Annotated in this window: 15 protein-coding genes; 7 read left to right on the plus strand and 8 right to left on the minus strand. The window is 70.3% G+C overall.

All coding sequences use genetic code 11. The features are described from left to right. Nucleotides 1-342: 342 nt before the first annotated feature. On the minus strand, nt 343-984 hold the full coding sequence (locus tag ABEB03_RS44855) for a DNA-3-methyladenine glycosylase (protein ID WP_095933354.1): 642 nt from the start codon (nt 982-984) through the stop codon (nt 343-345). A gap of 209 nt (nt 985-1,193) precedes the next feature. On the opposite strand from ABEB03_RS44855, the gene ABEB03_RS44860 reads away from it, so the two are divergent. The 3 genes from ABEB03_RS44860 to ABEB03_RS44870 all read left to right on the plus strand — a co-directional run bounded on the left by ABEB03_RS44860 (nt 1,194) and on the right by ABEB03_RS44870 (nt 3,259). Further along, nucleotides 1,194-1,979, plus strand: coding sequence for a sporulation protein (locus ABEB03_RS44860; protein WP_345658930.1), 786 nt, complete (start codon nt 1,194-1,196; stop codon nt 1,977-1,979). Between the two features lie 70 nt (nt 1,980-2,049). Beyond that, the gene (locus ABEB03_RS44865) at nt 2,050-2,583 is read left to right on the plus strand and encodes a YbhB/YbcL family Raf kinase inhibitor-like protein (RefSeq protein WP_345658931.1); all 534 of its coding nucleotides are present in this window, start codon (nt 2,050-2,052) and stop codon (nt 2,581-2,583) included. A gap of 169 nt (nt 2,584-2,752) precedes the next feature. Beyond that, entirely contained in the window at nt 2,753-3,259 is a 507-nt protein-coding gene (locus ABEB03_RS44870) for an HNH endonuclease (protein WP_095933357.1), read from the plus strand. A gap of 84 nt (nt 3,260-3,343) precedes the next feature. On the opposite strand, the gene ABEB03_RS44875 is transcribed toward ABEB03_RS44870, so the two are convergent. The 3 genes from ABEB03_RS44875 to ABEB03_RS44885 form a co-directional block, all read right to left on the minus strand. Next, nucleotides 3,344-4,303 (minus strand): SPFH domain-containing protein, encoded by a 960-nt coding sequence (locus ABEB03_RS44875; protein WP_028803269.1) that lies wholly within the window; start codon nt 4,301-4,303, stop codon nt 3,344-3,346. 131 nt (nt 4,304-4,434) lie between these two features. Next, entirely contained in the window at nt 4,435-4,869 is a 435-nt protein-coding gene (locus ABEB03_RS44880; protein ID WP_345658932.1) for an NfeD family protein, read from the minus strand. Between the two features lie 105 nt (nt 4,870-4,974). Next, complete coding sequence (locus ABEB03_RS44885) at nt 4,975-5,766, minus strand: ABC transporter ATP-binding protein (RefSeq protein ID WP_095933425.1); 792 nt, start codon at nt 5,764-5,766, stop codon at nt 4,975-4,977. A gap of 121 nt (nt 5,767-5,887) precedes the next feature. Here ABEB03_RS44885 and ABEB03_RS44890 point away from each other — a divergent pair, with 121 nt between their 5' ends. After that, complete coding sequence (locus tag ABEB03_RS44890; protein ID WP_345658934.1) at nt 5,888-6,676, plus strand: hypothetical protein; 789 nt, start codon at nt 5,888-5,890, stop codon at nt 6,674-6,676. A 586-nt stretch (nt 6,677-7,262) separates the two neighbouring features. Here ABEB03_RS44890 and ABEB03_RS44895 read toward each other — a convergent pair. The 4 genes from ABEB03_RS44895 to ABEB03_RS44910 all read right to left on the minus strand — a co-directional run bounded on the left by ABEB03_RS44895 (nt 7,263) and on the right by ABEB03_RS44910 (nt 9,962). Next, the gene (locus tag ABEB03_RS44895; RefSeq protein ID WP_345658935.1) at nt 7,263-7,502 is read right to left on the minus strand and encodes a chaplin; all 240 of its coding nucleotides are present in this window, start codon (nt 7,500-7,502) and stop codon (nt 7,263-7,265) included. 195 nt (nt 7,503-7,697) lie between these two features. Continuing rightward, the gene (locus tag ABEB03_RS44900) at nt 7,698-7,943 is read right to left on the minus strand and encodes a chaplin (RefSeq protein ID WP_345658937.1); all 246 of its coding nucleotides are present in this window, start codon (nt 7,941-7,943) and stop codon (nt 7,698-7,700) included. Between the two features lie 206 nt (nt 7,944-8,149). Continuing rightward, the gene (locus ABEB03_RS44905; RefSeq protein ID WP_095933362.1) at nt 8,150-8,791 is read right to left on the minus strand and encodes a response regulator; all 642 of its coding nucleotides are present in this window, start codon (nt 8,789-8,791) and stop codon (nt 8,150-8,152) included. Beyond that, entirely contained in the window at nt 8,784-9,962 is a 1,179-nt protein-coding gene (locus ABEB03_RS44910; RefSeq protein WP_345658939.1) for a GAF domain-containing sensor histidine kinase, read from the minus strand. Before ABEB03_RS44910 ends, ABEB03_RS44905 begins: the two co-directional genes overlap by 8 nt. Nucleotides 9,963-10,150: 188 nt before the next feature. Between ABEB03_RS44910 and ABEB03_RS44915 the strand changes: the two genes are divergently transcribed. The 3 genes from ABEB03_RS44915 to ABEB03_RS44925 all read left to right on the plus strand — a co-directional run bounded on the left by ABEB03_RS44915 (nt 10,151) and on the right by ABEB03_RS44925 (nt 12,979). Beyond that, nucleotides 10,151-10,846, plus strand: coding sequence for an SDR family NAD(P)-dependent oxidoreductase (locus tag ABEB03_RS44915; RefSeq protein ID WP_345658940.1), 696 nt, complete (start codon nt 10,151-10,153; stop codon nt 10,844-10,846). Beyond that, nucleotides 10,843-11,928: an S-adenosylmethionine:tRNA ribosyltransferase-isomerase gene (locus tag ABEB03_RS44920; protein ID WP_345658942.1), complete on the plus strand. Its 1,086-nt coding sequence runs from the start codon at nt 10,843-10,845 to the stop codon at nt 11,926-11,928. The genes ABEB03_RS44915 and ABEB03_RS44920 overlap by 4 nt, the downstream gene beginning before the upstream one ends. Nucleotides 11,929-12,226: 298 nt before the next feature. Continuing rightward, a complete protein-coding gene (locus tag ABEB03_RS44925) occupies nt 12,227-12,979 on the plus strand; it encodes a transglycosylase SLT domain-containing protein (RefSeq protein ID WP_345658943.1) in 753 nt (250 codons plus the stop codon). Nucleotides 12,980-13,023: the final 44 nt, after the last annotated feature.

Consider the following 13,023-nt stretch of genomic DNA (forward strand, 5'->3'; position numbering starts at 1 on the left):
TCCGATTTCCTCGGTGCTTTCCAGGTTCCCGCTCTCGCGTTTCCCTTTCCGGCGGTTCCGACTCTATCAGACTCTTTCGTGTCCGATTCCCTGTCGGCGGGGCTTGTCTTCAGGGCTTTGAGGGCTTTCGCCCCGCGGCCTTTCGACATTCACTACGTTAACCGATTCCCGCGTCCACTCATAATCGAGTTGCGCGAGTTCGAATTCGGGCATGCAGGCATGCCGAATTCGCCCCCGCTGAGGGGAAGTCGTAGGTAGTGGGTTGGCCGCTTCCGGCTGCTGGCTGAACGCCGTACCCGGTTCAAGCGGCTCGGGCTACATTACGGATCCCCCAGGGACGCGTCAAGTTGAGCGCCGGCGGGGCGTGTGGGCCCGATAGGGGCTCACCGTAGGGTCGTTGGCGATCCAGAAGCGCCAGGGGTGGACTCCGCCGTCGCCGGACACACCGGTGCGTGGACCGTTCCGTACCTGGTCGGAGTGGACGGGCGTGCCCGCGCGCAGGGTCAGCGGGGAGCCTTCGGGGCCGCAGGCGTCGGTGCCGTCGAGCGCACGGTCCACCCCGAGGGCCGTGGCGAGGCGCGCCGGCCCTTTGGCCAGTTCCTTGTCATTGCGGGCCGAGATTCGACGTTTGCGAGCCAGGTCGACGCCCTCGGTGATCTCGCCGGCCCGGAGCAGGACGGCGCTGGGCCTGTCACCGGGACCGCACACCAGGTTCATGCAGAACCACATGCCGTAGGTGAAGTAGACGTACACATGGCCGGGCGGACCGAACATCACTCCGTTGCGGGCCGTGCGGCCGCGATAGGCGTGTGAGCCGGGGTCGTTCGGGCCGTCGTAGGCCTCCACCTCCGTGATGCGGAGCTCGATCGGACCGTCCGGCGTGGAGCGCACGAGAATGCGCCCCAGGAGGTCGGGGGCGACGTCCAGTACGGGGCGGTCGAAGAAGTCGCGCGTGAGAGGCGTACGGTCAGGGGCCACGATCATGGCGTACGAGCGTAGTCCAGGAACCGGGACGGGAGCCGGGAGCGGTCCTGGGCCGGTACGGACGGATGCTCGTCGGCGGGGTGGTCAGGTGCTCTCCTCCTTGGAAAAGTGTGGGCACGGAACCGGCCGCGGCTGGATCGCGTTTGTAGGGATCAAGGAATCCAGACGGACATCAGGACGGAACAGGCGTTGCCTGGGGAGGTAGTGACATGGGGTTCAAGCGGCTGCTCGCGAGCATGGGTGCCGGTGGCGCTTCGGTCGAGACGGTGCTGACGGAGGCCAACACCGTCCCGGGCGGCGTCGTCCAGGGCGAGGTGCGGATCCAGGGCGGGTCGGTGAACCAGTCCATCGAGGGCCTGTCCGTCGGTCTGCAGGCCCGGGTCGAGGTCGAGGGCCACGACGACCAGGAGTACAAGCAGGACATCGTCTTCACGAAGGTGCGCCTCGGTGGCGCCTTCGAGCTCCAGGCCGGCGCGGTGCACGCGGTGCCGTTCGGTCTGGAGATCCCGTGGGAGACGCCGGTCACCATGATCGACGGGCAGAGCCTGCGCGGGATGAACATCGGTGTGGTGACGGAGCTGGAGATCGCGCGCGCCATCGACTCGGGCGACCTGGACCCGATCAACGTGCACCCGCTGCCGGCGCAGAAGGCCATCCTGGACGCGTTCATCCAGCTGGGCTTCCGCTTCAAGACCGCGGACATGGAGCGCGGTCACATCCGGGGGACGCGGCAGAAGCTGCCCTTCTACCAGGAGGTCGAGTTCTATCCGCCGTCGCAGTACCGCGGTCTGAACCAGGTGGAGTTGAGCTTCGTCGCGGACGAGCACGCGATGGACGTCGTGCTGGAGATGGACAAGAAGCCGGGCCTCTTCAGCGAGGGCAGCGACTCGTTCCGCTCCTTCCAGGTGGGGCTGCACGACTACCAGGGCACGGACTGGGCGGCCTACCTGAACCAGTGGCTGTCGGAGGTCGGCAGCAAGCGCAGCTGGTTCTAGGCTCGGGTCGGGAGATTCCGCTTCTGGAACCGCCCGGCAACCAACCAGGAACCGATCAGGAGGTACCGAGGTGACCGAGCTCAAGCGGCCGCCGCTCCCCCACGACTTCCATCCGCCCGTGCCGGCGTTCACGGTCACGAGCGAGGACGTCGAGCCGGGTGCGACGCTCAAGGACGCTCAGGTCTACGCGGCGGGGAACACCTCTCCGCAGCTGCGCTGGGAGGGTTTCCCGCCGGAGACCAAGAGTTTCGCCGTGACCTGCTACGACCCGGACGCGCCGACGGGGAGCGGATTCTGGCACTGGGTCCTGTTCGACATCCCGGTGTCGGTCACCGAGCTGCCCACGGGTGCGGGTACCGGCAAGTTCGAGGGCCTGCCCGAGGGCGCGGTGCACGTGCGCAACGACTACGGCTCGAAGGACTTCGGCGGTGCGGCGCCGCCGTCCGGGGACCCGGCTCACCGTTATGTGTTCACGGTCTACGCCGTCGATCAGGAGAAGCTCGGTCCTGACTCGGACGTGTCGCCCGCGGTGGTGGGCTTCAATCTGCGGTTCCACACGCTGGGGCGCGCCCAGCTGATCGGTGAGTACGCCGCTCCCGCGTGAGGCACCTCGCGGTGTCGAAGACTGACGTTCATTGAACGTTTGCCCGCCTCTGGTCTTGGAAGTGATCAGGGGCGGGCATTTTTTATTGCGTTGTCCATCTCGGCGTGCCCGGCCAGAGTTGATCCAGCCCGCCAGGGGGGTGGGCCGGTGCGCACAGGAGGTGGGCTGGATGCGGGACACGCTGGTACTCAACGCGAGCTTTGAGCCGCTGTCGACGGTGACGTTGAACCGAGCCGTCGTTCTGGTGCTGCAGGACAAGGCGGTCGTCGAGCAGGCCCACCCCGAGCTGCGCATGCGCGGAGCCGACCTGGACATACCCGTGCCCCGGGTGATCAGGCTCTGCCGCTACGTCCGGGTGCCCTTCCGAAGACAAGCCCCGTGGTCGAGGCGGGGTGTGCTGGTGCGGGACCGGCACAGGTGCGCCTACTGCGGGCACCGGGCGACGACCGTGGACCACGTGGTGCCGCGGGCGCAGGGTGGTCAGGACTCGTGGCTGAACACGGTCGCCTCGTGTGCGGTGGACAATCACCGCAAGGCGGACCGTACGCCGGAGCAGGCGGGCATGCCGCTGCTGCGGCAGCCGTTCGAGCCGACGCCGGCGGACGCGATGCTGCTGGCGCTCGGGCAGGACGACTTCGACGCGCTGCCTCAGTGGCTGGTGCAGCCGGCCGCCTGATCCGCGCGGCGCGGCCCGTGACCGGTACGGCGATGGGGCCCACCTCCCTCGTGGAGGTGGGCCCCATCGTCGTATGCGGAGGGGTCAGTCGGTGATCGACGGCTTCTCCCGGCGCTCCGTGCCGCCGCCGGAGCCGCCCGGCGTGCCGCCGTTGCCCGAACCGCCGCCCATGGCACCGAAGTTGCCCATGGCGCCGCTGAGTCCCTTGAGGGCGTCGCCGATCTCGCTGGGCACGATCCAGAGCTTGTTGGCGTCGCCTTCGGCGATCTTCGGGAGCATCTGGAGGTACTGGTAGGAGAGGAGCTTCTGGTCCGGGTCCCCGGCGTGGATCGCCTCGAAGACCGTACGGACGGCCTGGGCCTCGCCCTCGGCGCGCAGTGCGGCGGCTTTGGCCTCACCCTCGGCGCGCAGGATCGCGGACTGCTTCTCACCTTCCGCGGTGAGGATCTGGGACTGCCGGATGCCTTCGGCGGTGAGGATCGCTGCGCGCTTGTCACGGTCGGCGCGCATCTGCTTCTCCATCGAGTCCTGGATGGAGGTGGGCGGCTCGATGGCCTTGAGCTCGACGCGGTTGACGCGGATGCCCCACTTGCCGGTGGCCTCGTCGAGGACACCGCGCAGGGCCGCGTTGATCTCCTCGCGGGAGGTCAGCGTGCGCTCCAGGTCCATGCCGCCGATGATGTTGCGCAACGTGGTGACGGTGAGCTGCTCGATCGCCTGGATGTAGCTGGCGACCTCGTACGTCGCGGCCCGGGCGTCGGTGACCTGGTAGTAGATGACGGTGTCGATGTTGACGACCAGGTTGTCCTGGGTGATCACCGGCTGCGGTGGGAACGGCACGACCTGTTCGCGCAGGTCGATGCGGTTGCGGATGGAGTCGATGAACGGGACGACGATGTTCAGGCCGGCGTTCAGTGTGCGTGTGTAGCGGCCGAAGCGCTCGACGATGGCGGCGCTCGCCTGTGGGATGACCTGGATGGTCTTGATCAGGGCGATGAAGACCAGCACCACCAGAATGATCAGGACGATGATGATCGGTTCCATCGTTGCTCCCCGTACCCTTCTCCGCCTCGGTGATTCCGAAAGATCTTATGGTTGTTGAAGATCTTGCTGGACGAGTCTGACAGACCGCCGTCTGCCACGTGGGGCGTTCGGTTCACTTGCGTCGTACGAGGTCACATGATGATCGCGGTGGCTCCTTCGATGTCCACGACGTCCACTTCCTGGCCTACCTCGTAGGACTGTCCGGCGTCGAGGGCGCGTGCGGACCAGATCTCCCCGGCGAGCTTGATCCTGCCGCCGTCGGAGCCGTCGATGCGCACCATGACGACGGCCTGCTTCCCCTTCAATGCTTCCACGCCCGTGGCCAGTTGAGGCTGCTGGGCGCGGTGCCGGGCCGCGATGGGCCGCACCACGGCGATGAGGGCGACCGAGACGACGGAGAAGACGAGGACCTGGAGGACGACACCGCCGCCGAGGCCGGAGACGGCCGCGGCGGCGACGGCGCCCACGGCGAGCATGCCGAACTCCGGCATCGCGGTCACGACGAGCGGGATGCCGAGTCCGGCCGCGGCGACCAGCCACCACACCCATGCGTTGATGTCGTTCACACGGTCATGGTAGGACCGCGTGGCCTCGGCGGACAGGGCGCACGATCAACCGGGACGTGCGGCTCCCGGGGCGCGTCCGGGTGCTCGGCCGGCCGGGTCGGGTGCTCAGGCCATCGGGAGGCCCTGCGCCGTCCAGCGCTCGCCGACCTGCTCGACGACGAGCGGGAGTCCGAAGCAGAGCGAGAGGTTGCGCGAGGTGAGTTCGAGCTCCAGCGGACCGGCGGCGAGGACCTTGCCCTGACGGATCATCAGGACGTGGGTGAAGCCGGGCGCGATCTCCTCGACGTGGTGGGTGACCATGATCATGGAGGGGGCGATCGGGTCGCGGGCGAGGCGGCCGAGGCGGCGTACGAGGTCCTCACGGCCGCCCAGGTCGAGGCCCGCGGCGGGCTCGTCGAGCAGCAGCAGCTCGGGGTCGGTCATCAGGGCGCGGGCGATCAGGGTGCGCTTGCGCTCGCCCTCGGAGAGCGTGCCGAACCTGCGGTCGAGGTAGTCGCTCATGCCGAGCCGGTCGAGGAAGGCGCGGGCGCGCTGCTCGTCGACGTCCTCGTAGTCCTCGTGCCAGCCGGCGGTCATGCCGTAGGCGGCGGTCAGCACGGTCTGCAGGACGGTCTGGCGCTTGGGGAGCTTCTCCGCCATGGCGATGCCGGCCACACCGATGCGCGGGCGCAGTTCGAAGACGTCGACCTTCCCGAGGGTCTCGCCGAGGATGGTGGCGGTGCCCTGGCTGGGGAAGAGGTAGCTGGAGGCGACGTTCAGGAGGGTCGTCTTTCCGGCGCCGTTGGGGCCGAGGATGACCCAGCGCTCGCCCTCCTTGACCGACCAGGAGACCTGGTCCACCAGAGCCCGGCCCTCGCGGACCACGGACACGTCCTCCAGCTCCAGTACATCGCTCATGAGCGCGTTGTCTCCCATTGCAGTCTCGGCCGTCGCTGACGTCTGTCGACGCAGCCCCCAGGGAAAACCTACGCCACCGGTCGGCCGCTCCAATCCATCGGTCGGTCCTTAGGGTGGAGGCATGCTCTCGGAACCACGCTCAGGACGACTGGCCGCATGGGGAAATGCCCTTTTGGCCGGACTTGTTTCACCGGACGACGCGGTGCTCGCCGTCGTCGGGGAGGACGCCGTGCACCGGGTCGAGGGGTTGCCCGGCGAGTCCGGGCCCGTGGGCCTGACGCTCGCCCTCGGGCGGCTCCGCGCGCTCGGCGTGACGGGACTGCGGGTCGCGCTGCCGGCGCCGGGCCATCCGCTCGGGCTGAGCGGTCCGCCGGAGTTCAACGCGCGCGCCCTGGACGCCGAGGAGGCCGTCGTCTGTCACGGCGCGGCGCTCGGGCTCGTGCCCGAGGTGTACGAGGCCGGGCCCGAAGGCGATGTGCACGTCGAGGTCCTCTGGCACTGTCTCGCCGTGCGGGAGGCGCCGCCCGCCGACGTGCCGTCCCTCGGCGAGGCGGAGCGGGAGCTGGCGGAGGCGCTGCGCGAGGCGACCGAGGTGTTGTCGCGACTGGACGTGGCCGGATCGGGGCCGGTCGCGGAGGCCGCGATCGACGCGTACCGGGCACGTGCCGAGCGTGGTCGCGAGGTGCTCGCTCCCGGTTATCCGCCGCGCGCCGTGCGCGTGCTGGAGCTCGCCCAGCGGGTGGGGCTGCTGATCTCCGTCGCCTACGAGAACGGCCACGGCGGAGCGGTGAGCGCCTCGGAGATCGGCGCACGCTCCCTCGCGCTGCGCCCGGTGGAGCGGACGGCCCGACGGGCGCAGGTGGCCGCGTACAACGCTTTCGTGGAGGAGCGGGAGCGGGGGGCTCGGTGAGCGTCCTGGGGGCGGCACGGGGAGCCCGCCCACCGGGTTGAGCGGGAGACACCGGGAGCTCGGCGAGTGGGCCGGAACCGGAGCAGTACGGAGCTCGGCGAGTGGCCCTAGCCGGAGCAGTACGGGGGAGGGTGAGTGGGCCCTGGCCGGAGGTGCCGGGGGTCGGCAGCGGAGCCCGAGGGCTGTGCGGGGCCCGGGGGCTGTGCAGGGTCCGGGCGGACCGGGCTGCACAGGAGGCGGCCCGGACGCCCGAGTCGCGCCCCCGCGCGAAGGGAGCCGGGACACGGAAGGAGCCTGCGTCGCGCGGGAGCGCTCGTGGCGCGTGGAACATGTGCCTGCCTCGCACGGGAGCACTCGTGGCGCGTGGGACATGTGCCTGCGTCGCGAGGGAGCGCTCGTGGCGCGTGGGACAGCAGCCTGCGCGGCGCGATAGCGCTCACCGCGCGGGACGGGAGCTCGCACAGCGCGGGAGCGCTCACCGCGCGCGGGACGCCGGGCCGACGCTCCTGGCCCGCCGGGCGGGCGCTCCGGGGTATGCGAAGGGCCCCGCGCGCTTTTGGCGCGGGGCCCTTGGCGACCGTACGGATCAGTCGTTGACGGCCTGGTTGCCGAAGGCCGGGTTCAGGAGACCGATGACGTTCACGCTGTCGCCGGACACGTTCACGGGAACGTGGACCGGGACCTGCACGGTGTTGCCCGAGGCGACGCCCGGGGACTGCGCGGCAGCGCCGTGGGCACCCGAGTCGGCGACGGCGGCACCGGCCGAGGCGCCCGCGGCGATCCCGGCGACGGTGAGGGCCAGGGCTGCCTTCTTGGCGATCTTCATAAAAAACGTTCCTCCTGCGTTCGCTTATCCGACCCGGCCGAGGGTCGTACGCTGAGCAACGCGAGGAGGCCCGACGCGGCACGGGATGCCGCGACGAAAGGCCCGATCGGGCCATTCAACCGATCGGCCGACAACCTGACCGGCCTCCCAGGGACCCCTGGAAGGCCGGTGGTCACGAACGGTCCGGTGCGGGCCTCAGTGGTTGATGCCGAGGTTTCCGAAGGCCGGGTTCAGGGCGCCGATGACGTTCACCGTGTTGCCGACAGCGTTCACCGGGACGTGGACCGGGGCCTGGACGAGGTTGCCCGAGACGACACCCGGGGAGCCCGCGGCCTTGCCGCCCGCCCACGCACCGTCGGTGGCGGAGGCCATGCCGGCTCCCGCGGCGACCAGGCCGCCGGCCACCATCGCGACTGCCGTGACCTTCTTCAGGTTCTTCACTTCTTCAACCCCTCCTGGCGATCACCGCGGCAGGTCGCCGCGGCACGCACTGAAGAACGGCGGAGATCCACGGAGGATGCGCCATACGGGGGACATACACACGACGGTATGAATCTCATCCCGGAGCGGAACCCTCCGAATTGCCGGGCGCCGACCCTCCAGGGAGGTGCGCCGAAGCGCTCTCTCCCTGGTGACCGGCGCCGGCCTCAGCCCCCGACGCCGTGCCGCACGGCCCAGAGCGCGGCCTGGGTCCGGTCGGCGAGGTCGAGTTTCATCAGGATGTTCGAGACATGGGTCTTCACCGTCTTCTCGGACAGGACGAGGGCGCGGGCGATCTCCCGGTTGGAGCGGCCGTCCGCGATCAGGCCGAGCACCTCACGCTCCCGCTCGGTGAGCGAACCGCCCCTCCCCTGGCCCGAGTTGGCCTCGTCCTGGGACAACAGGGCGCCCGCGACCTCGGGTTGCAGCAGGATGTGTCCGGCGTGCACGGAGCGGATGGCGCCGGCCAGGGCGTCCGGGTCCACGTCCTTGTACACATAGCCGGCGGCTCCGGCGCGCAGGGCGGGCACGACGGTGCGCTGCTCGGTGAAGCTGGTGACGATCAGCACCCGTGCCGGGTTGGCGAGTTCGCGGAGCCGGCGCAGCGCGTCGATGCCGTCCATGCCGGGCATCTTGACGTCCATGAGGACGACGTCGGGTTTCAGCTCCTCGGCGCGCTCGACCCCTTCGGCACCGTCGGAGGCCTCCCCCACGACCTCGATGTCGTCCTGTACTTCGAGGAAGGTGCGCAGACCGCGGCGGACCACTTGGTGGTCGTCGACGAGCAGCACCTTGATTGCGTCAGCCACCAGGGACCTCCATCTCGATCGTGGTGCCCTTTCCGGGCGCCGATTCCACGGTGAGGTTGCCGCCGACGCCGCTCGCCCGGTCGCGCATCGACACCAGTCCGAGGTGGCGGCCGGCGCTGCGTATCGCGGCGGGTTCGAAACCGCTGCCGTCGTCGGTGACGCGCAGGACGGCACCCGGGCCGTGCTTGTCCAGGGTGACGTCGACCCGGGCGGCGCCGGAGTGCCGCAGCGCGTTGTGCAGGGCCTCCTGGGCGACGCGCAGCAGGGCCTCCTCCTGGGCCGCGGGCAGTGCCCGGACCCCGCGACTCGAGAACGCGACCCGCGACGAGTGGGCGCGGTCGAGGACCTGGATCTGATTGCGCAGGGTGGCGACCAGGCCGTCCTCGTCGAGCGCGGTGGGACGCAACTCGACCACGGCGGCGCGCAGTTCGTCCGCCGCCTCCGCGGCGAGCGCGGCCACCTGCTGGAGTTCGCCCTTGGCGCGTGACGGGTCGCGGTCGACGAGTGCGGCTGCCGCCTGCGCGGTGAGGCGCAGGGAGAACAGCTTCTGGCTGACCGCGTCGTGCAGTTCATGGGCGAGCCGGGACCGCTCCTCGGCGATGGTGAGCTCGCGGCTGCGCTCGTACAGGCGGGCGTTGGTCAGGGCGATCGCCGCGTGCTGGGCGAGGATCGTGAGCAGTTCCTCGTCGTCCTCGGTGAATCCGCAGCCGCCGCCCGCCCGGGGGGCCGGGACGTCGTGTCCGTGGCCCGCGGGAGGGCGCACCTTGTTGGCGAGGAACAGTGCGCCGATGACCTCGTCCCCGTCGCGGATGGGCAGGCCCAGGAAGTCGGACATGTTCGGGTGGGCGGAGGGCCAGCCCTCGAAGCGGGGGTCCTTGCGCACGTCGGCGAGGCGTTCCGGACGGGCCTCGTGGAGCATGGCGGCGAGGATGCCGTGCTGGCGCGGGAGCGGGCCGATGGCCTTCCACTGTGCGTCGCTGACGCCGTCGACGACGAACTGGGCGAAGCCGCCGTGGTCGTCGGGCACGCCGAGCGCCGCGTACTGCGCGTCGAGCAGTTCACGGGCCGAGGCGACGATCGTCTTGAGGACGTCGCGCACCTCGAGGTGCCTGCTCATGGCCAGCAGCGCGGAGCTCACCGCGGACAGGCCGGAACGGGGTCCTTGGCTCATGACCTCAAGGTACCGGCGGGGTGTGACGGCGCGTATCGGACCTGTGGTGGCCCCCGCCTAGGCCGGTGGGCCTAGGACGAAGGAACCCGGATCATTGCGGCCCGCGCACGAGGCGCCGGGGTGGGCCCGGTTCCTACCTTGAAGACACCCGCCGGGAAAGGCGGTCAAGGGATGAGGGGACGGTTGTCATGCCGGTAGCGATCATCACGGGGGCTTCGAAGGGGCTGGGGCGGGCGCTCGGTGCGGCCCTGGCGGAGCGCGGCTGGGACCTGGTGCTCGACGCCAGGACGGCCGGGGTTCTGGAGGAGACCGCGGTGGCACTGTCCGCGTACGGGACCCGTGTCGAGGCCCTGCCCGGGGACGTCACGGACGCGGGGCACCGCGCGGAGCTGGTGGCGACGGCCCGCAAGCTCGGGGGCGTCGATCTGCTGGTGAACAACGCGAGCGCGCTCGGCGCCGAGCCGCTGGTGCGCTTGGAGGACCTGACGCTGGACGGGCTGCGGCAGGCGCTGGAGGTCAATGTGGTGGCCGCGCTGGGCCTGGTCCAGGAGGCGCTGCCGCTGCTCCGGGCCGCGGAGGCCGGCACGGTCGTCGACATCAGCTCGGACGCCGCCGCCGAGGCGTACGAGACGTGGGGCGGCTACGGCGCGTCCAAGGCGGCGCTCGACCATCTGTCGGCGGTTCTCGGCGAGGAGGAGCCCGGTCTTCGGGTCTGGGCCGTCGACCCCGGGGACATGGGCACGGACCTGTACGCGGCGGCCGTACCGGGGGACGACGATCCACGGCCGGCACCGGACAGCGTGGTCCCTGCCTTTCTGCGACTGATCGACGAACGGCCGGCCAGTGGGCGCTACTCCGCTCCGGCCCTCCTGGAGGAGCGATGACGACGGCGGTGCGGGTTCCGGAGGAGTTGTCGGCGCGGGTGCCGGCCGAGCAGCGCGGTCCCGGCCTGGACCGGGACTCGGTGCGGCTGCTGGTGTCGCGCGGTACAGAGGTGTCGCATCACGAGTTCGTGGAGCTGCCCCGGGAGCTGAAGGCGGGTGACCTGCTCGTGGTCAACACCTCCGCCACCCTGGCGGCGGCGGTGGACGGGCGGGTGGGGGACGCGCGGGTGGTCGTCCACTTCTCCACGCGAGGGGACGACGGGCGGTGGGCCGTCGAGCTGCGGGATCCCGACGGTGCTGGTACTACGCGCGCGCGGGCGGGCGGGCCTGCGGGTACAGAGGTGTGTCTGCCCGGGGACGTGCGGCTCGTCCTGGAGGAGCCGCTGACCGCGCGGAGCCCGCGGCTGTGGTGGGGGCGGGTGTCGGAGGCCGACGTCCTGGGGCTGCTGCGTCGGCACGGGCGGCCGATCCGTTACTCCTACACGGACAGGGACCAGCCGCTGTCCGTCTACCAGACGGTGTTCGCGCTGCCGTCCGCCGACGGCGCGGGCAGTGCGGAGATGCCGAGCGCGGCGCGGCCCTTCACCGCTCGGCTGGTGGCGGAGCTGGTGAGCCGGGGCGTGCAGTTCGCGCCGATCACGCTGCACACGGGGGTGGCGTCGGCGGAGTCCCATGAGCCGCCGTATCCGGAGAGGTACGAGGTGCCGGAGGCGTCGGCCCGGCTGATCAACGCGGCGAAGGCCGGCGGGGGCCGGATCATCGCGATCGGCACGACCGCGGTGCGTGCCGTCGAGTCCGCGACCGGCACCGACGGGGTGGTGCGGGCGGCGAAGGGCTGGACCGACCTGGTGGTGACTCCGGAGCGCGGGGTGCGGGTCGTCGACGGGCTGCTGACCGGGCTGCACGAGCCCGAGGCCTCGCATCTTCTGATGCTGGAGGCGATCGCGGGCCGTGCGGCCCTCGACAGCGGCTACGACCAGGCGCTGCGCGGGCAGTACCTCTGGCACGAGTTCGGGGACGTCCACCTCATCCTCCCCGAGGAGAGCCCTCGCTCTCGGCATTGCTCCGGCAACTGTTGGTGACATCGGGGAGGGACCGGTGTGAGCCCGCACATAGGGCGCACATCACGTACGAGGGAGCATAGGAGATAAACAGGACGCGGTGAGCGGGGCAGACGTGTCAGTCTGCCCCGATTTGCCCGTTCCGGTCCCACTATCCGCCTTCGTACGTCACACCTTTGCCACAGGATTTTGCGGCCGCTAAGAATTGCCTCCGTCGCTCAGCACCGAGGGTTTCGCCCCACGGTGTTCGTTCCGGAAACGATTTGTCCCCCACCGGGCCCCGAGCGATCTCCGCGCTATTCGAAGAGGTCCATCAGCCATGCCCAAGAACAACACCACTCCTGGACATAGTCCGAAGCTGACCAAGGTCCGCAAGCTCTCGATCGCAGGTGTCGCCACCCTCGGCGCCGCCGCCCTCGGGTTCTCGCTGGTACCGGGTCACTCGGGGACCGCCACGACCGACGTCGCCGTCGCCCCGGCCCCGGTCGCCTACAGCGAGACGCAGATCCAGGACGTCAAGGCCCGCATCACCGACCAGCTGGCCACCGCGGACCTGAAGACCCAGGACATCGCCGCCAAGCAGAAGGCCGTCGCCGACGCCGCCTCGAAGAAGGCCGCCGCCGACAAGGCCGCGCAGAAGGCCGAGGCCGAGGCCCTCGCGAAGCAGCAGGTCGCGGAGCCCCGTGTGACGACGCTGGCCGCCGGTCGCTCCGCGCCGATCCACGTCGAGACGGTCGCCGCGACGACCTACACCAACAACCTCGACGGCTGGATCCGCAAGTCCCTGTCGATCATGGCCAAGCACGGCATCCCGGGCACCTACAACGGCCTGTACCGCAACATCATGCGGGAGTCGTCGGGCAACCCGAACGCCATCAACGGCTGGGACATCAACGCGATCAACGGCATCCCGTCGAAGGGTCTGCTGCAGGTCATCCAGCCGACCTTCAACGCCTACCACGTGCCCGGCACCTCGTGGAACATCTACGACCCGGTCGCCAACATCACGGCCGCCGCCAACTACGCGGCCGACAAGTACGGCTCGATGGACAACGTCAACAGCGCCTACTGAGGGCTTGGCGCGGAGCTCCCACGCAGACGCCGAAGGGCGGCACC

It is taken from the genome of Streptomyces siamensis, assembly GCF_039543605.1.
GTDB classification, from domain to species: domain Bacteria; phylum Actinomycetota; class Actinomycetes; order Streptomycetales; family Streptomycetaceae; genus Streptomyces; species Streptomyces siamensis.

What these genes read in the sequence shown, in the direction of transcription:
- ABEB03_RS44855 (WP_095933354.1), bottom strand. Translation starts at nt 984, where the DNA reads ATGATCGTGGCCCCTGACCGTACGCCTCTCACGCGCGACTTCTTCGAC.
- ABEB03_RS44860 (WP_345658930.1), top strand. Translation starts at nt 1,194, where the DNA reads ATGGGGTTCAAGCGGCTGCTCGCGAGCATGGGTGCCGGTGGCGCTTCG.
- ABEB03_RS44870 (WP_095933357.1), top strand. Translation starts at nt 2,753, where the DNA reads ATGCGGGACACGCTGGTACTCAACGCGAGCTTTGAGCCGCTGTCGACG.
- ABEB03_RS44875 (WP_028803269.1), bottom strand. Translation starts at nt 4,303, where the DNA reads ATGGAACCGATCATCATCGTCCTGATCATTCTGGTGGTGCTGGTCTTC.
- ABEB03_RS44885 (WP_095933425.1), bottom strand. Translation starts at nt 5,766, where the DNA reads ATGAGCGATGTACTGGAGCTGGAGGACGTGTCCGTGGTCCGCGAGGGC.
- ABEB03_RS44890 (WP_345658934.1), top strand. Translation starts at nt 5,888, where the DNA reads ATGCTCTCGGAACCACGCTCAGGACGACTGGCCGCATGGGGAAATGCC.
- ABEB03_RS44895 (WP_345658935.1), bottom strand. Translation starts at nt 7,502, where the DNA reads ATGAAGATCGCCAAGAAGGCAGCCCTGGCCCTCACCGTCGCCGGGATC.
- ABEB03_RS44910 (WP_345658939.1), bottom strand. Translation starts at nt 9,962, where the DNA reads ATGAGCCAAGGACCCCGTTCCGGCCTGTCCGCGGTGAGCTCCGCGCTG.
- ABEB03_RS44915 (WP_345658940.1), top strand. Translation starts at nt 10,151, where the DNA reads ATGCCGGTAGCGATCATCACGGGGGCTTCGAAGGGGCTGGGGCGGGCG.
- ABEB03_RS44920 (WP_345658942.1), top strand. Translation starts at nt 10,843, where the DNA reads ATGACGACGGCGGTGCGGGTTCCGGAGGAGTTGTCGGCGCGGGTGCCG.
- ABEB03_RS44925 (WP_345658943.1), top strand. Translation starts at nt 12,227, where the DNA reads ATGCCCAAGAACAACACCACTCCTGGACATAGTCCGAAGCTGACCAAG.